This window comes from Arthrobacter sp. AOP29-A2-19, assembly GCF_058138025.1.
The window spans coordinates 1,105,075-1,121,402 of the sequence record NZ_CM176894.1; the positions used below are offsets into that span (position 1 = coordinate 1,105,075).

Annotated in this window: 14 protein-coding genes; 7 read left to right on the forward strand and 7 right to left on the reverse strand. The window is 70.3% G+C overall.

The genetic code is table 11. The features are described 5' to 3' along the window. Window positions 1-41 precede the first annotated feature (41 nt). The 3 genes from AC3ZJJ_RS04985 to AC3ZJJ_RS04995 form a co-directional block, all read right to left on the reverse strand. Entirely contained in the window at window positions 42-1,232 is a 1,191-nt protein-coding gene (locus tag AC3ZJJ_RS04985; protein ID WP_489894147.1) for a class I SAM-dependent methyltransferase, read from the reverse strand. Continuing rightward, the gene (locus tag AC3ZJJ_RS04990; protein ID WP_489894148.1) at window positions 1,229-1,906 is read right to left on the reverse strand and encodes a YigZ family protein; all 678 of its coding nucleotides are present in this window, start codon (window positions 1,904-1,906) and stop codon (window positions 1,229-1,231) included. Before AC3ZJJ_RS04990 ends, AC3ZJJ_RS04985 begins: the two co-directional genes overlap by 4 nt. 85 nt (window positions 1,907-1,991) lie before the next feature. Then, a complete protein-coding gene (locus AC3ZJJ_RS04995; RefSeq protein WP_489894149.1) occupies window positions 1,992-2,897 on the reverse strand; it encodes a macrolide 2'-phosphotransferase in 906 nt (301 codons plus the stop codon). A gap of 97 nt (window positions 2,898-2,994) precedes the next feature. Between AC3ZJJ_RS04995 and coaE the strand changes: the two genes are divergently transcribed. From coaE to AC3ZJJ_RS05020, 5 genes are all read left to right on the forward strand, one after another. Then, window positions 2,995-3,627 carry a dephospho-CoA kinase gene (gene coaE / locus AC3ZJJ_RS05000; protein WP_489894150.1) on the forward strand — a complete coding sequence of 211 codons (633 nt, stop codon included), beginning with the start codon at window positions 2,995-2,997 and terminating at the stop codon, window positions 3,625-3,627. Next, entirely contained in the window at window positions 3,624-3,953 is a 330-nt protein-coding gene (locus tag AC3ZJJ_RS05005; protein WP_489894151.1) for a hypothetical protein, read from the forward strand. The genes coaE and AC3ZJJ_RS05005 overlap by 4 nt, the downstream gene beginning before the upstream one ends. A gap of 75 nt (window positions 3,954-4,028) precedes the next feature. Next, complete coding sequence (uvrB, locus tag AC3ZJJ_RS05010; protein WP_489894152.1) at window positions 4,029-6,131, forward strand: excinuclease ABC subunit UvrB; 2,103 nt, start codon at window positions 4,029-4,031, stop codon at window positions 6,129-6,131. A 185-nt stretch (window positions 6,132-6,316) separates the two neighbouring features. Continuing rightward, complete coding sequence (locus AC3ZJJ_RS05015) at window positions 6,317-7,351, forward strand: TerC family protein (protein ID WP_489894153.1); 1,035 nt, start codon at window positions 6,317-6,319, stop codon at window positions 7,349-7,351. Window positions 7,352-7,412: 61 nt separating this feature from the next. Then, a complete protein-coding gene (locus AC3ZJJ_RS05020; protein ID WP_489894154.1) occupies window positions 7,413-8,759 on the forward strand; it encodes an MFS transporter in 1,347 nt (448 codons plus the stop codon). Here AC3ZJJ_RS05020 and AC3ZJJ_RS05025 read toward each other — a convergent pair. From AC3ZJJ_RS05025 to AC3ZJJ_RS05035, 3 genes are read right to left on the reverse strand one after another with little or no spacing between them, the layout of a single operon-like run. Continuing rightward, complete coding sequence (locus AC3ZJJ_RS05025) at window positions 8,734-9,303, reverse strand: HhH-GPD-type base excision DNA repair protein (protein WP_489894155.1); 570 nt, start codon at window positions 9,301-9,303, stop codon at window positions 8,734-8,736. The two genes, AC3ZJJ_RS05020 and AC3ZJJ_RS05025, sit on opposite strands and share 26 nt — an antisense overlap. A 5-nt stretch (window positions 9,304-9,308) precedes the next feature. Further along, entirely contained in the window at window positions 9,309-10,652 is a 1,344-nt protein-coding gene (locus AC3ZJJ_RS05030) for an alpha/beta fold hydrolase (RefSeq protein WP_489895699.1), read from the reverse strand. A gap of 5 nt (window positions 10,653-10,657) precedes the next feature. Further along, on the reverse strand, window positions 10,658-11,170 hold the full coding sequence (locus tag AC3ZJJ_RS05035) for a GNAT family N-acetyltransferase (RefSeq protein WP_489894156.1): 513 nt from the start codon (window positions 11,168-11,170) through the stop codon (window positions 10,658-10,660). A 109-nt stretch (window positions 11,171-11,279) separates the two neighbouring features. Between AC3ZJJ_RS05035 and AC3ZJJ_RS05040 the strand changes: the two genes are divergently transcribed. Both AC3ZJJ_RS05040 and AC3ZJJ_RS05045 read left to right on the forward strand, forming a co-directional pair. Next, window positions 11,280-12,158 carry a metal-dependent hydrolase gene (locus tag AC3ZJJ_RS05040; protein WP_489894157.1) on the forward strand — a complete coding sequence of 293 codons (879 nt, stop codon included), beginning with the start codon at window positions 11,280-11,282 and terminating at the stop codon, window positions 12,156-12,158. A 56-nt stretch (window positions 12,159-12,214) separates the two neighbouring features. After that, window positions 12,215-13,729: an AAA family ATPase gene (locus AC3ZJJ_RS05045; protein WP_489894158.1), complete on the forward strand. Its 1,515-nt coding sequence runs from the start codon at window positions 12,215-12,217 to the stop codon at window positions 13,727-13,729. On the opposite strand, the gene AC3ZJJ_RS05050 is transcribed toward AC3ZJJ_RS05045, so the two are convergent. Further along, window positions 13,726-16,260 (reverse strand): DEAD/DEAH box helicase, encoded by a 2,535-nt coding sequence (locus AC3ZJJ_RS05050; RefSeq protein WP_489894159.1) that lies wholly within the window; start codon window positions 16,258-16,260, stop codon window positions 13,726-13,728. The genes AC3ZJJ_RS05045 and AC3ZJJ_RS05050 overlap by 4 nt on opposite strands. Window positions 16,261-16,328 lie beyond the last annotated feature (68 nt).

Consider the following 16,328-nt stretch of genomic DNA (forward strand, 5'->3'; position numbering starts at 1 on the left):
TACCCACCGGCCGACGACGGGCGTTGAGGCCGGTGCCGCGTTCAGCGGCGGGTCGAGACCGTCACCGTGAACTTGGGGTTGCGCGCAACCTGCCGCGTGGGGCCGACGAGCCTCTGGAGGTGTGGGCGGTAGACCAGATGCGAGTTCCAGACGCACCACAGTTCGCCTCCGGGCGCGAGGGCGCGCCCCGCGTCCGCAATGAGCTTGAGGGCGATGCCGGCATGGACCGTGTTGCCCATGTGGAACGGCGGATTGAGCACCACGGCCTCGCACGATCCGGCCGGGAGGGCGGAGAGTGCGTCGTCGCGCGCGGCCTCGACCCGATCGCCCACGTGGTTCGCTTCCGCGGTGGCCCGTGTGGAGGCGATCGCGGAGGAGGACTGGTCGCGCGCGAGGACGCGCAGCGTGGGACGCGCCAGCGCCATATACGCGGCGATGGTTCCGTTGCCGCAGCCCAAATCGACGGCGGAACCCACCGGAGCCATCCCGTCCAGCAGGGGTAGCAGGAACCGCGTGCCGGGGTCCAGCTTCGCCCCTCCGAACGTCGCGCCGAACGCGCGCAGCCGCAAGGGCGTGCCGAGGCCCACATCGTGGGAGGCCGCCAAGGGAAACCGGTGCGCCGGGAGATCGGCTGCGGGCCGTGGGCGGGAGGCCGTCAGGACCCTGGACTTCTGCCGCGCCAGGCCGGCGTCGACCGTGGTGAAGTACCTCTCCAGGACGGCGTTCATGGCCAGGGACATGTGCTTGACGCGGCCCACGGCCAAGAGGGTCGCGTCGGCGGCGGCGTGGCGGGCGGCCAGCGAGGAGATCTCCTCCAGCGCGTCCAGGGAACGCGGCAGTTGCACCAGGACCGTCGTTGCCCCCTCGAAGAGCTCTGGCCCCAACGGAACGTGGCGGAAACCCGGGGTGATCGTCGGCCGCTGTTCCGCCGGACCGGCAAGGCGCGCCGCGTTGGCGTCGATGGCGCGCTCCCCGGACAGCGCGTCCTGGTGGACGCGCGGGCCGCGGACACCCAGGGACAACGCGCCGAGCGTCAGGGCGCCGTAGTGGTCGTTGACGATGGCGACGCGGCCCTCCTCAAAAGCCGGCACGCCGGCGGCGGCGGCCGCCTCGAGGAGGAGACGGTCGCCGGCGTCGTACGCGTGGAGGTTCTCCGCCTCGACGTCCGGCCAACGGCGCAGCGCTCCGAAGTCGAAGCCGACGCCCGGCACGGACTCCTCGCCCAGGCTCACGGGAGGTCCACCCACCGTGTGCCGGCGGGGACGGCCGACGCCGCGCCGGCCGTGAGCGTCGCCAGGCGCGCCGAGAAGGCGGCCACCGCTTCAGGGTCGTCGGGCAGGGCGACCCGGAGGGTGGCCGCGGCGGCGCCGTAGTCGGTCCCCAGGAGATCCGTTCCGGCGGCTCGCAGCTCGTTTTCCAGGCGTCCCGCCACCGAATGCTCCGCGGCGATCCCGAAGAGCCTCATGCGCTGCCGTCGGATCAGGGCGGCGCCGTCCAACGCCGCGGACACCGATTCGGAATAGGCGCGAACCAGGCCGCCGGCTCCGAGGAGAACCCCGCCGAAGTAGCGGACCACAACAACGGCGACGTCGCTGAGGTCCGCGCGCCGTGGTGCGGTTTCCCTGCGCGTGAGCGCCTCCAGCATAGGGGCGCCCGCCGTTCCGGAGGGCTCGCCGTCGTCGCTGCTCCGCTGGATCGCGCGGTCTGCTCCGAGGACGAAGGCGCTGCAGTGGTGGCGGGCGTCGAAGTGCGCCTTGCGCAGTTCCGCGACGAGTGCGCGCGCCGCCGCCTCGGTCTCCGCGCGGCGGAGGTATGCGATAAAACGGGAACGGCGGATCTCGAGTTCGTGGACGTGGTCGCCGGCGAGGGTGGTATAGCGCGTCGCGAGGCTGTCTGGTTCGTCCACCGATCCAGCTTAGCCGCCGGCGCCGGGGCCCGGTCCCCAGCGCCGGTGCCCCGGGCGCTCGCCTGGCCGCCGGCGCCCAGGATGGCTAACCGCCCGGATTGAGCATCGCGGCCGCCGTTGCGGCATGTTCGACCGTGCCGGTTGTGAGGGCGTAGCGTGCGTAGTTGAGCGGGGCCGCGGCGAAGATGGCCGAGCAGCGCTCCTCCAGCCGGGGCAGTTCCCTGCCACATGCCTCGACGTAGGCGTCGACCGCGGCCCGGAACGTGGGTGGGGTCGACATCATGTGGTGGAAGGCGAAGTCGAGGGCGGGATCGCCGACGCAGGCGGTCGTCCAGTCGAGCACCGAAAGGATGCTTCCCCCGGCGTCCAGCAGCAGGTGGGCCGGATACAGCTCACCGTGGGTCAACACCGTCTCGTCGGGCCACAGGCCGTCGTCGTGCAACCAGGCCACGAAGCGTTCGCTGAGGTCCGGGGCAAGGGTGAACTCGTTCCGAACGGTCTCGAGGGCTGACGCCCATTCCTGCCGGACCTCGTCGGGCGACTTGCCGGGGACGCCCGCAGCCCGGGCGGCCTGCGCCTCGATCCCGTGGAGCTCCGCGACGAGTAGGCCGAACGAGCGCGCATAGCTGGGCGATTCGCGGTCGAAGTGCCAGACGGGCTCGTTGCCGTCGGCGAGGGTCAGCCCAGGGGTTCCCGGAAGCGCGGGATACGCAACGAGGTCGGGTTCGCGGATCTTCCAGTCGGGGACGGCGACGGAGAGCAGCGGCCCCACGTGCCGCAGGATTCCCGCCTCCTCGGCGACCTTCGCCGAAACGTCCGGGCGCCGCGGCATCCGCAGGACCCACTCGGTGCCGTCGGCGTCGCGGGCGAATGCCACACGGTAGTCCAGCCCCGCCTCGTTGAGGCGCAGGGACCGGGGATCGACGACGAGACCGTGCGACGCCGCCAGTTCAACGATGGCGCCATGCTCGTCGGTTGGGGTGGTGGTCATGGGGGTCCTTCCCTCGGGATCGATTGGAGCGGGCGTGCGCCGCCGGGGCCCGAAGCGGGTCCGAACTTCCGGGTCGCCGAGCCACTACGCTGTGACCATGCTAAACATCGGCCTCACCGGAGGCATCGCCGCTGGCAAGTCGGCGGTCGCACGGCGCCTGCGCGAACGCGGGGCGGTACTCATCGACGCGGACGTGCTCGCCAGGGAGGCGCTGGAGCCCGGCACGGAGGGCCTGCGCGCCGTCGCCGCGGCGTTCGGGACCGGCGTGATGGCCTCCGACGGCTCGCTGGACCGTGCCGCCCTGGCCGCCGTTGTGTTCGCGGACGCGGCGGCACGGGAGAGGCTGAACGCGATCGTCCACCCGCTGGTGCGCCAGGCGGCCGCCCGGCTCCGGATGGAGGCGGCGCCGGGGTCGGTGGTCGTCCAGGATATTCCGCTGCTCGTGGAAAGCGGCCAGGCGGGCAACTTCGACCTCGTCGTGACCGTCCAAGCGCCGCGTGGCGAGCGGGTCCGGCGCATGGTCGAGGACCGCGGGATGACCGCGGGCGAGGCCGAGGCGAGGATCGCGTCGCAGGCGTCCGACGCCGTGCGGGCCACGGCGTCGGACGTGGTGTTGGACAACGCTGGAACGCCCGGGGAACTGCAGGCCGCCGTCGACCGGCTCTGGGACGAGCGGATCGCTCCGATGGCGGAGTCCATGGCCGCTGGCACCGGGGACGGCGGCGCGTGAGCGGGCGCGCCCCGGAGCCCATGCCGCTGTTCGAGTTCGGGCCGGGGATGCGCTGGGTCCGCTGGAGCTTCTCGGCCATGGCGGCGTGCCTGGTGGTGGCGCTGGTGGTCTGGCTGGCGGCCGGGGGACGGACCGAGTTCGTCACGTCGCCGCCCCCGTGGAGCTGGCGGGTCGTGGTGCCCGCGTGGTTGTCGGTGCTGGGCATGGGGCTGGCGCTGGTCGGCGGGGTGCTGTTCGCCCGGCAGCTCGCCGGCTCGATCCTCGGCCGCCTGGAGAAGGGCCCCGTCATGGCCGAGTGGCGGCGGGGCGGCGGGAAACGGCGGTAGCGATGGCGCGGGGCCGGGATTAAGCCCTCGGCTGGAGTGCCCCAACGCGTCCGTGGCGGGGCGTAGCCTAGTGCCATGAGCCTTGCCCAACAGATCAACCGCGTCGTCGCACCGTTCGAGGTCGTCAGCGATTTCCAGCCCGCGGGTGACCAGCCCCAGGCCATTAGGGAGCTCGCAGAGCGCATCAACGGGGGCGAAAAGGACGTGGTCCTTCTCGGCGCGACCGGCACGGGCAAGAGCGCGACCACCGCCTGGCTCGTGGAACAGGTGCAGCGGCCCACGCTGGTCATGGTCCAGAACAAGACCCTCGCCGCCCAGTTGGCCAACGAGTTCCGGGAGTTGCTCCCGAACAACGCCGTCGAGTACTTCGTGTCCTACTACGACTACTACCAGCCGGAGGCGTACGTACCCCAGACGGACACGTTCATCGAGAAGGACTCCTCCGTCAACGAGGAGGTCGAACGCCTGCGGCACTCGGCCACCAACGCCCTGCTGACCCGGCGGGACGTCGTCGTCGTCGCGACCGTGTCCTGCATCTACGGCCTGGGCACACCCGAGGAGTACGTCGCCGGCATGGTGACCCTGCGCCGCGGCATGGAACTCAACCGGGACGACCTGCTGCGCAAATTCGTGTCCATGCAGTATGCGCGCAACGACATGGACTTCCACCGGGGCACGTTCCGGGTCCGCGGTGACACGGTGGAGATCATCCCGATGTACGAGGAACAGGCGCTGCGCATCGAGTTCTTCGGGGACGAGATCGAGAAGATCTACACCCTCCACCCGCTGACCGGCGAGATCATCCGCGAGGAGACGGAAATGTACGTCTTCCCGGCCAGCCACTACGTCGCCGGCCCGGAGCGCATGAACCGGGCCATCACGGAGATCGAGGACGAACTGCAGGTGCGCCTGCAGGAGCTCGAGTCCCAGAACAAGCTCGTGGAGGCGCAGCGCCTGCGCATGCGCACCACCTACGACCTGGAAATGATGCAGCAGATGGGCTTCTGCAACGGCATCGAGAACTACTCACGCCACATCGACGGGCGCGGTCCCGGAACGGCGCCGCACTGCCTCATCGACTACTTCCCGGACGACTTCCTCCTGGTCGTCGACGAGTCCCACGTGACCATTCCCCAGATCGGCGCCATGTACGAGGGCGACATGTCCCGCAAGCGGACGCTGGTGGAGCACGGGTTCCGCCTGCCTTCCGCCATGGACAACCGCCCGCTGAAGTGGGACGAGTTCCTGGAGCGGATCGGACAGACGGTCTACCTCTCGGCCACCCCGGGGAAGTACGAGCTCGGCAAGGCCAGCGGCACCGTCCAGCAGATCATCCGGCCCACCGGCCTGATCGACCCGGAGATCGTCGTCAAGCCAACCCAGGGGCAGATCGACGACCTGCTCGACGAAATCCGCGAGCGGACGGACAAGAACGAACGCGTCCTGGTCACCACGCTGACCAAGCGCATGGCGGAGGACCTCACCGGATACCTCACCGAGCACGGAGTGAAGGTCGAGTACCTGCACTCCGACGTCGACACGCTCCGCCGCGTAGAGCTCCTGCGCGAGCTGCGGATGGGCGTGTTCGACGTGCTGGTCGGCATCAACCTCCTGCGCGAGGGTCTCGACCTTCCTGAGGTGTCGCTCGTGTCCATCCTGGATGCGGACAAGGAGGGCTTCCTGCGCTCCGGGACGTCGCTCATCCAGACCATCGGCCGCGCGGCGCGCAACGTTTCCGGGCAGGTCCACATGTACGCGGACCGCATCACCGACTCCATGGCCCACGCGATCTCCGAGACCAACCGCCGCCGCGAGATCCAAGTGGCCTACAACAAGGAACACGGCGTCGATCCACAGCCGCTGCGGAAGAAGATCGCGGACATCACCGACCAGATCGCCCGCGAGGACGCGGACACCCAGGAGCTGCTGAACAACCAGCGGCTGGCGAAGGGCGCGAAGCGCAGCAAGAGCGCCAAGGACAAGGCCGAGGCCGCGGTGCGCAGGGACGGGCTGGCCGCCGTTCCCGCCGAGGACCTGGTGGACCTCATCACCCAGCTGACCGAGCAGATGCACGGCGCGGCCGCCGAACTGCAGTTCGAGCTGGCCGCGCGCCTGCGCGACGAGGTCGGCGACCTGAAGAAGGAGTTGCGCCAAATGAAGAACGCCGGACACGCGTAGATCGGGCCCTAGGATAGACTGGTCCGAGCGTAGGGGAGTATCCCGAACACTGTGGACGTCAGCACGCGGAGCGATGAGGCTCCGCCGGGCGCAGTGGCCGGACCCGGACACCGGGCGGCGGAGAGACTTGCGGCAATCACTCGTATCCGCATTCGGCGCTCCGCGCCGTGCCAGAAAGGCCACTCGTGTCCGATCAGTTATCCTTCCAATTCCAGATCATCACCTTTGTGGTGCTCGGATTGGTCCTCCTGTTCGATCTGCTCTATGTCGTCAAACGGCCGCATGAGCCCTCCATGAAGGAAGCCGGCCTCTGGGTCGGCTTCTACGTGACGCTGGCCCTGGTTTTCGCGGGACTGATGTTCTGGCAGGCGGGACCCGACTACGGCCAGGAGTTCCTCGCCGGCTGGGTGACCGAGTACAGCCTCAGCGTTGACAACCTCTTCGTCTTCATCATCATCATGGCCAGGTTCTCAGTGCCGCGGCGGTACCAGCAGGAGGTGCTGATGTTCGGCATCATCATCGCGCTGATCCTCCGCGGCATCTTCATCATGGTCGGCGCGACAGTGATCGAGCACTTCACCTGGGTCTTCTACATCTTTGGCGCATTCCTCCTGTGGACCGCCTGGAAGCAGGCCACCGACTCCGGCGAGGACGAGGAAGAGGGTGCGGAAAACGGCCTGATCGCCCGACTCACGTCCCGGCTCCCGATGAGCAAGGACTTCGACGGCAACAAGCTGCGCACCACCATCGACGGGCGCCGCGTCTTCACGCCCATGGTCGTCGTCTTCATCACCATCGGCATGACGGACCTGCTGTTCGCCGTCGACTCCATCCCCGCGATCTTCGGGCTGACCCAGAGCGCGTTCATCGTGTTCACGGCCAACATCTTCGCCCTGATGGGCCTGCGCCAGCTCTACTTCCTGCTCGGCGGCCTGATGGACCGGCTGGTCTACCTCAAGCACGGACTGTCCGTCATTCTGGCGTTCATCGGCGTCAAGCTGGTCTTCCACGCGATGCACGAGAACGAGCTCCCGTTCATCAACGGCGGACAGCACATCGAGTGGGTCCCCGACATCTCCACGGCCCTGTCGCTGGCCGTCATCCTGGGCACGATCGTCATCGCGACGGTGGCCAGCCTGCTCAGCCCCGCCGGCAAGAAGGCGGCCATGGACGCTCGCCTCGCCAAGGACATCGAGCGCGCCCGGGCGGACGTGGACTAGCCACGCGGACCCCCCTGCTTGAACGCCTCCCGACAGGGCGGCGGATTGCTAGGCTGGGGCGGTGAGCGAGCCATCCGACGCGGTGCTGGGCCGTCTTCCCGAGAGGAAGGCGCTCCAGCGCCGCGTTGTTCTTTCCCTCTCCATCGCCCAACTCTTCAGCGGGGTGGGCAATGGCGCCGGGCTTGCGCTGGGGTCCCTGCTGGCCGTCGAGCTCACCGGTAGCGACGCCTTCGCCGGCGCGGCCACCACCGCCATCTCCGTGGCGGGCGCCCTGGCGGCGATGCCCCTCGCCGGACTCGCCATGCGGCGGGGCCGGAGGATCGCCCTGTCCACGGGCGTCGCCCTGGCGGCGCTGGGAGCGATCGGAATGGTGCTGGCCCCCGTGCTGGGCAGTTTTCCGCTGCTGCTCGTCGCCGCGGCGCTCCTGGGTGTCGGAACGGCCGCCAACCTGCAGGCGCGGTTCGCGGCCACGGATCTGGCCGACGAGGCGACGCGCGGCCGCGACGTGGGCCTCGTTGTGTGGGCCATCACCATCGGCGCGGTCGGTGGGCCCAACCTGATTGGGCCCGGCGCGGCGCTGGGCGCGGCGCTCGGCCTGCCGGAGCTCAGCGGCCCCTTCCTCTTTTCGCTGGCCGGGATGCTGGTTGCCCTGGCGGTGCTCAACGTCGGGCTGCGGCCGGATCCCCTGCACGTGCTGCGCTCCGCGTCACGGGCCGTCGACGCGGTCAAGAAGTCAAGGCCGGGCCGGCCGTCGGTACGCGAGGGCCTCGCCGCCCTCCGCGACTATCCGGCGGCCAGGCTTGGCATTGCCGCGCTTGTCGGCGCGCACCTGGTGATGGTCGCCGTGATGTCCATGACGCCGGTGCACCTGAAGAATCTGGCGGCCGGCGAGGCCGCCGCCCACGCGGGGCACGTCGCGGGCGGGGGGGACGCCGTCACGGCGGACGTGCTGGTGGTCATCGGCTTCACCATTTCACTGCACATCGCCGGGATGTACGCGCTGTCGCCGCTGCTCGGCCTGCTGGCTGACCGGTGGGGCCGGCCGCGCACCATGCTGCTGGCCCAGGGCGTGTTCGCGGCCTCGCTGCTGACCAGCGCCCTGGGACGGGAGAACCGCGTTGCCGTGGCGGTGGGCCTGGTGCTGCTGGGCCTCGGCTGGTCGATGGCCACGGTGTCCGGATCCGCCTTTGTGTCGGAGACCGTTCCCGGCGAGCTGCGGGTGCTGGTGCAGGGAGCCGCCGATACGCTGATGGGCGCCGCCGGCGCGGTGGGGGCGGCGCTCTCCGGGCTGGTGCTGGCTTGGGTCGGGTTCGCCGGGCTGAACTACGCGGCCATGGCGGTGGCGGCGATCGTGGGCGTTTGGTGCCTGCGCGTCCCGGCGCCTACTTCTTCTTTGCGGCGGCCTTAGCCGCCTTCTTCGTCGCGCGCACCTCGGCGAGCGACTCCGCGTCGACGATGTCCGCGACGGACTTCCGGGCGCCGTCCTCGCCGTACGGCTCCGATGCCTCCCGCCATCCGGAAGCGTCGAGTCCACGCTGTTTCCCGAGCAGGGCGAGGAAGATCCTCGCCTTCTGCTCCCCGAACCCGGGCAACGCCTTGAGCCGGCGGAGGACCTCGGCGCCGTCGGGGGAATCGCGGGTCCAGATGGCCGAGGCATCGCCTCCCCACTCGGCTTCGACCTCGGCGCACACCGCCTGCACACGCTGGGCCATCGAGCCCGGAAAGCGGTGGACCGCGGGCGATTCCCGGAAGACCCCGAGCAGGTCGTCCGGCGGATACGCGGCGATCCGTGCGGCGTCGAGGCCACCGATCCGGTCGCGGATCTTGGCCGGTCCCGCGAAGGCCGATTCCATGGTCACCTGTTGGTCCAGCAGCATTCCCAGCAGGAGGGCCAGGGGATTCTCGTCGAGCAGGGCGTCCGCCTCGGCGTCGCCCGTGATGTGCAGGGTCATGGTTCCTATCCTTCCGCCGTGCTGCCGGCTGTTGTCGTTTTGCCGCCCGTTGCGCCGGAGTGCCCCTCGGTCATTCCGAGCAAGCGGGCGAAGATCCCGGCGCCGTCGTCGGCGATGCCGTCATGGTGGAATTCGTCGGTTTCCCAGACCCGCAGTCCCCGGACCAGCGACGCGGTTTCGAGACTCAAGTCCCGGTCCACGTACACGTCGTCGCTGTAGACCGCCGCGGCCACCGGGACGGTGTTCGTGGCCAGCATGTCCAGGTCGTACAGTCCCGGCCAGTCGTCGATGGACGCCAGCAGCCCGGCGGTCTGCTCCAACGGCCGAAGGGCGGGGTCCTCGTCGAAGTACCAGGGGTACACCATCTCGCCCGTCAGGAGCGGCGCCGGCGCGTCCGGATGGAACGCGGGGAACTCGCTGAGGACCCGGGCTGCCGCCCAGTCCGTGGCGAACCCCTGGGCGTAGATGGACTCGTGCATCAGCGCGTAGAGCGGGTTGGTCAGCCGCGCCGCCTGTCCCTGAAGGACCGCCAGGAAGGCGTCGCCGAGCCGCGCGCCGCCGGGCGTGGGGACGAAGGCCTGCTCGAAGGCGTGGTGCAACTGGTCCACCCGAGTGTTCCCGCCGAGGAACTGGCCCAGCATCTGCACCAGTGCCCGGGTCACGCGCCGGCCGTCCGGCAAGCGCTCCTCGGTGTCCGCCAGGTGCGCGAAGACGCGGTCCAGCGTGCCCCGGTCCTCGGGGTACTCGGCGAAGTACTCGTTGTTTCTGGCCGCCATGCGCGCGTACGTGGCCCGGTAGACGCGGTCCGCGTCGCCGCGGACCGGGCCCAGCCCGCCGGTGATCAGGCACCGCTCCAACCCCCCGGGCGCCAGCGAGAGGTAGGTGAGCGTGCAGAAGCCGCCGTAGCTCTGCCCGAACGTGGTCCAGCGGTCTCCCGCGAGGAGTTCCCGGATCATTTCGGCGTCGCGCACGATCGAGTCCGCGCGGAAGTGTGTCAGGTAGTACGCCTCGGCCGCAGAGTCCCCCCGCAGGGGGAGCGTCTGCCGGTTGGCGGGGGTGCTGAGCCCGGTGCCGCGCTGGTCCAGCAGCAGGATCCTGAAGCCCTTGGCGGCCTCCGCCATCCAGCCGGACAGCGAGGAGATGCGGGGCGACTGGCCGCCGGGCCCGCCCTGCAGGTAGAGCAGCCACGGAAGCGACTCCGGCTCGGCGTGCTCGAGCGAGACCACCTCGCGCGCGAACACCGTGATGGTCTCCTTGGCCGGCGCGTCGTGGTCCAGCGGCACGGTGAAGTAGTGCTCGGTGGTGCGCATGCCGCGGAACTCGTGCACGGCCGCGATCCGGTGGACCATGTTGCTCACGGCCGCGCACCCGCACCGCTCAGCGCCACGTCCGCCAGGGCCTTCCCATCGAGGCGGCGCACGGTCCAGCCGTCCATGGTGCCGGCCCCCAGGGAATCGTAGAAGCCGATCGCCGGCTCGTTCCAGTCCAGCACGCTCCACTCGAGGCGGGCGTAGCCGCGCTCGACGGCGATGCGCGCCAGATTGCACAGCAGCGCCTTGCCGTGACCCGCGCCGCGCGCCCGCGGATGGACATACAGGTCCTCCAGGTGGATGCCGTGGGTGCCCTCCCACGTGGAGTAGGACAGGAACCAGACGGCGATGCCCACCACACGCGGGCGGTCTTCGCCGGGCAGCGTGTCCTCGACGACGTGCGCGAAGACGTGAGGGTCGTCACCGAACAGGCTCCGGTGCAGTTGTTGCTCGGTGTTCCTCACCGCGTCGGGCTCGCGCTCGTAGGCGGCCAAGTCGCGGATGAGTCCGAGGATGGCAGGGACGTCGCCGGGGCGCGCGTCGCGGATGTCGCTCATGTGATCCAGCCTACCGGTGTCGCTGCGGGCGTTGGAGTGCGCGCGGCCCTACCGTTGAGGGCGGTTCCGCCCACCGCGGCACCTCCCCAAGGCCCAGGAGGCGCTTCAGATGATGGGTGGAAACCACGCCGCGTGCGGCGCGGCCGCGTGGATCGCCGCGACCACGCGCTTCGAGATCCCGTTGGCGTCCCTGGCCGCCAATGTGCAGGTGCTGCCGGACGGCTTCGCCGGCTCGCTGCCGGACTCCGTCGCCCTGGGTTTCGGCCTGCTCGAAACGACGCCGGCCGGCGTCCTCGCCGGGGCGCTGGTTTGTGCCGGGGCGGCACTGCTCCCGGATGCGGACCACCGCAGCGCCACCATCGCACAGGCGCTCCCGCCGGTGTCCAACGCGCTGTGCGCCGGCCTCGGCCGGTCGATGGGCGGGCACCGCAAGGGCACGCACTCCCTGTTCGGTCTTGTGGCCGCCGTCGTGCTGGCCGCAATGGTGGGACTGGTCACCGTGGAGACGGCCCGGTTCGGCACCGTCTACCCGGGCGCCGGCATCGCGACCGTCCTGCTGGCGGCCTTCGCCGCGAAGGCCCTCAGGTTCATTCCCGACACTATGCGCCGTTTTCCCTGGGCCGTCGGACTGGCGGCCGGCGCGTTCGTGGCCCTGAACGCGCCGGAGGATCCCCGCTGGTTCGCCATCGCCGTGGGACTGGGAGCCGCCGTGCACGTGGCCGGCGACCTCATCACCACCGGGGGAGTCGCCCTGACCTGGCCCCTGCGCGTTCGCCGGCCGCGCCCCCTGGGCCGAGTCCCCCTTCTCCGCCAGATCTGGCGGCCCAACGGCAACATCGCGGTGCCCCTGATCGGGAACGCCGGCTCGGTGCGGGAGTGGGTGCTCTCGGTTCCCATCGCCGGCTACGCGCTCGCGGGTCTCTGCGTCGCCGGTGCCCAGGCGGTCCGCGGTGGTGGCGCCACGCTCCGCGCGGTCCTCGGAGTCTGAGCAGCCCGGCTGCGGCCGCAACATACATGGGGAATCCCGCCTGCTACGATCGCGGCATGGGGGATGACCTGGCGAAGTTCCTGACCGATTTTGCCGCGCTTGCCGAGGCCGCGCAGGGGGCCAGGGAGGCGCGTCACGAGGGCGAGCAGCTGTGGGACGCGGTGCTCTCCCACGTTGGCGTGGACGGGGCCGCCCTGCCCGTCGTGAACGAGGAGTTCGGGGCGCACCGGCTGGCGGACGCGTCGCTCTTGCTGGAGCGGCTTGCCTCGGAGGCGGGCGGACGGGTCGTCGGCTTGGGCGGCGAGGCTCGCCACCACATGTCCCTGGCGGACATGCTGCGCGAGCGCAGACTCCATTCCTTCCCCGTGGGGGAGCCGGACTTTGCCTCGGTGGCGGTTGGCCCCGACGAACAGCGGCGCATCGTCGTCTGCGGTCTGTTCCTGGTGCACCTGCAGGGAAGGCCCATGGCCGCGCTGCTCCGGGGCGCGTCCCCGCAGTATGGCCGCCCGTCCGGCTCGCTGGAAATCGTGGGAACCGAGCCCGACGCGGTGGACGCCTTCACCGGCTGGTTCCGCGACGGGCTGCGGTCCCAGAGCATCTTCCGCGGGCACGTCGTCTCCTTCACGGCCAACGAGTACGAGGCAACGAACGCGGGCGTGACCTTCCACCGGCGCCCCCAGCTCGTGGCCGGGGATGTGGTCCTGCCCTCCGGCGTACTGGCCCGGGTGGAGGCGCACGTCCTGGACCTGGGGCGGCACCGGGAGGAACTGCTGAGCCGCGGACAGCACCTCAAGCGCGGTGTCCTGCTCTACGGTCCGCCCGGCACCGGCAAGACGCATACGGTGCGCTACCTGCTGTCGCGCTCGGAGGGGACGACGGCGATCCTGCTCTCCGGCGGGTCGCTGGCCCTGGTGTCGGAGGCGGCGCGCATGGCGCGGGCCCTGCAGCCCGCCGTCGTCGTTCTCGAGGACTGCGACCTCGTGGCTGAGGACCGCAGCTTCGGGCACGGCCCGCAGCCGCTGCTGTTCGAGGTCCTCGACGCAATGGACGGCCTGGACCGCGACGCCGACGTCGCGTTCGTCCTGACGACCAACCGCGTGGACATGTTGGAACGGGCGCTGGCCCAGCGGCCGGGCCGTGTGGACCTCGCGGTGGAGATCCCGCGTCCCGACGCCACGGCGCGCCGCGGCCTGCTGGAGCGCTACGGGCGGGGGATCGGCTTCAGCGGGGAGGCGCTGGAGCGCGCCGCGGAGGGCACGGACGGTACGACGGCGTCTTTCGCGAAGGAGCTTGTCCGCCGCGCCGTCCTGGCCGCCGCCATCGAGGGTGTCGATCCGACCGACGGGCACCTGCTGGCCGCCGTCGGCGAGCTGATGGCCGACGGCGCCGCTCTCACGCGAAGCCTGCTCGGCGGCGACACCCCGGACGGCGGCGGACAGATGGGACACGGCGGCGGGGACGGACAGTCCGTCGTCCACGGCCGATCGTACGATCCCGGCGAATCGTTCGGGTTTGTGGCCGGACCGGTGCGGTTCCAGCCGGGCGGGCCGGACGCCGACGAAGCCGGCTAGCCCAGCCGGCCAACGTTGGTGACGGTGACGACGGCGGATCCGGCCTCGTCCGAGGCGGCCAGGTCGACGTGGGCGTCGATGCCCCAGTCGTTGTGCCCCGCCGGATCCTTGAAGATCTGGCGCACGTTCCAGCGGTCCCTGGCCGGGGTGATTATCAGCAGCTGCGGACCCCGCGCCTCCGGACCGTCGTCGATGTCGTTGTGCTCGTTGAAGTAGTCGTCCATGGCGCCGGCCCAGGCGTCGGCGTCGAACCCGTTGTGCCCGTCGAGTTCGCCGAGCGCCACGTCCTGCTCGTCGGCGAAGAGCCTGACGCGGCGGAACATCTCGTTGCGCACCATCACGCGGAATGCCCGCTCGTTCGAGGTCAGGCGGTCCGGCTGCGGCGGTACGATGTCCTCCGAGGCGTCGGCTGGGGCCTCGCCGTTGGCGAGCTTCTCCCACTCGTCCAGCAGGCTCGAGTCGATCTGGCGAACCATCTCGCCGAGCCAGACGATCAGATCCTGCAGGTCCTCGCGCAGGAGATCCTGCGGCACCGTCTGCCGCAGGGCCTTGTAGGCGTCCGTGAGGTAGCGGAGCAGGATTCCTTCGCTGCGGGCCAGCGAGTAGAACTGCACGTACTCCGCGAAGGACATGGCGCGCTCGTACATGTCCCGGACCACGGACTTCGGGGCCAGCTCGAAGTCCCCGAGCCAGGGCGCCCCGCGCCGGTAGGTCTCGAAGGCCTCTCCCAGCAGTTCCGCGAGCGGCCGGGCGTAGGTCACCTCGTCGAGGGCGGCCATGCGGGCCTCGTATTCCATGCCCTCGGCCTTCATGGCGGCCACGGCCTCGCCGCGGGCCTTCTTCTCCTGTCCGGAGAGCACCTGCCGCGGCTTTTCCAGCGTGGCCTCGATGACGGACACGACGTCGAGCGCATAGGTCGCGGACTCGCGGTCCAGCAGCTCCAGGCTGGCCATGGCGAAGGGCGAGAGCGGCTGGTTCAGGGCGAAGTTCTGCTGGAGGTGGATGGTGAGTTGCAGGCGGTTCCCGTGCTCGTCCGGCGTGTCCAGGCGCTCGACGACTCCGGTGGCCAGCAGCTCGCGCAGAATGCCGAGCGCGCGGCGCATCAGGTCGCGCTGGCGGGCCGGCGGCTCGTGGTTCTCGGTCAGGAGGCGGCGCGCCGCGGCGAAACTGTCGCCCGGGCGCTCCAGGAGGTTCAGGAGCATGGAGTGGGTCACCGCGAAGCTGGAGGAGAGCGGGTCCGGAACGCTGGCGACCATCTTGTCGAAGGTCTTTTCGCTCCAGGACACAAAACCCTGGGGCGGCTTCTTCTTCACCACCTGGCGGAGCTTCTTCTGGTCGTCTCCGAACTTGGCGACGGCCTTGTCCATGGACTTCTTGTTCTCGATGGCGAACTCGGGGGCCTGAACAACGACGGTGCCCGACGTGTCGAAACCGGCGCGCCCGGCGCGGCCCGCGATCTGGTGGAACTCGCGGGCGTTCAGGGGGCGGGTGCGCACGCCGTCGTACTTGGAGAGGGCCGTGAGCATCACGGTGCGGATGGGCACGTTGATGCCGACCCCCAAGGTGTCCGTGCCGCAGATGACCTTGAGGAGCCCGGCCTGGGCCAGCTGCTCCACGAGGCGCCGGTATTTGGGCAACATTCCGGCGTGGTGGACGCCGATGCCGTGGCGGACCAGCCGGTTGAGGGTCTTGCCGAAGCCGGCCGAGAAGCGGAATCCGGCGATCAGCTCGGCGATCCTGTCCTTCTCCTCGCGCGTGCAGACGTTGATGCTCGTCAGGCTCTGCGCCCGGTCGATCGCCTCGATCTGGCTGAAGTGCACCACGTAGACGGGCGTCTGCCGCGTGGTGATCAGCTCCTCCATGGCCTCCTGCACCGGGTCCTGCGAGTAGTAGTAGTGCAGGGGGATGGGGCGTTCGGCGTGGGCGACCGTGGTGGTGTGGCGGCCTGTGCGCAGCGTGAGCTCGTCCTCGAAGCGGGTGACGTCTCCCAGGGTGGCGGACATAAGCAGGAACTGGGCCTGCGGCAGCTCCAACAGGGGCACCTGCCAGGCCCACCCGCGCTGCGGGTCCGCATAGAAGTGGAACTCGTCCATGACCACGGGCCCGAGATCGGCGGAGGAACCCTGCCGGAGCGCGATGTTGGCGAGGATTTCCGCGGTGCAGCAGATGATGGGCGCGTCGGGGTTGACCGAGGAGTCCCCGGTGACCATTCCGACGTTCTCGGCGCCGAAGATCTCGCACAGGGCGAAGAACTTCTCCGAGACCAGGGCCTTGATCGGCGCCGTGTAGTAGCTGCGCTCGCCCCGCGCCAGCGCGTGGAAGTGCGCCGCGACGGCCACCAGCGACTTCCCGGACCCCGTGGGGGTGGCCAGGATGACGTTGTTGCCCTCCACGATCTCCATGACGGCCTCGTCCTGCGCGGGGTACAACCCGATCCCGCGGTCCTCCACCCACTGGATGAAGGAGGCGTAGGTGGATTCGGCGGTGGCCCCGCGCGGCGGGGAATCGGGCAGCAGTTCGGTGAGTCTCATGGTGCCTACCAGCCTAGTCGCCGGCGGGGGCACGGGGTCGGGCCGCCGCCCGGGCCGCCCGCAACGCC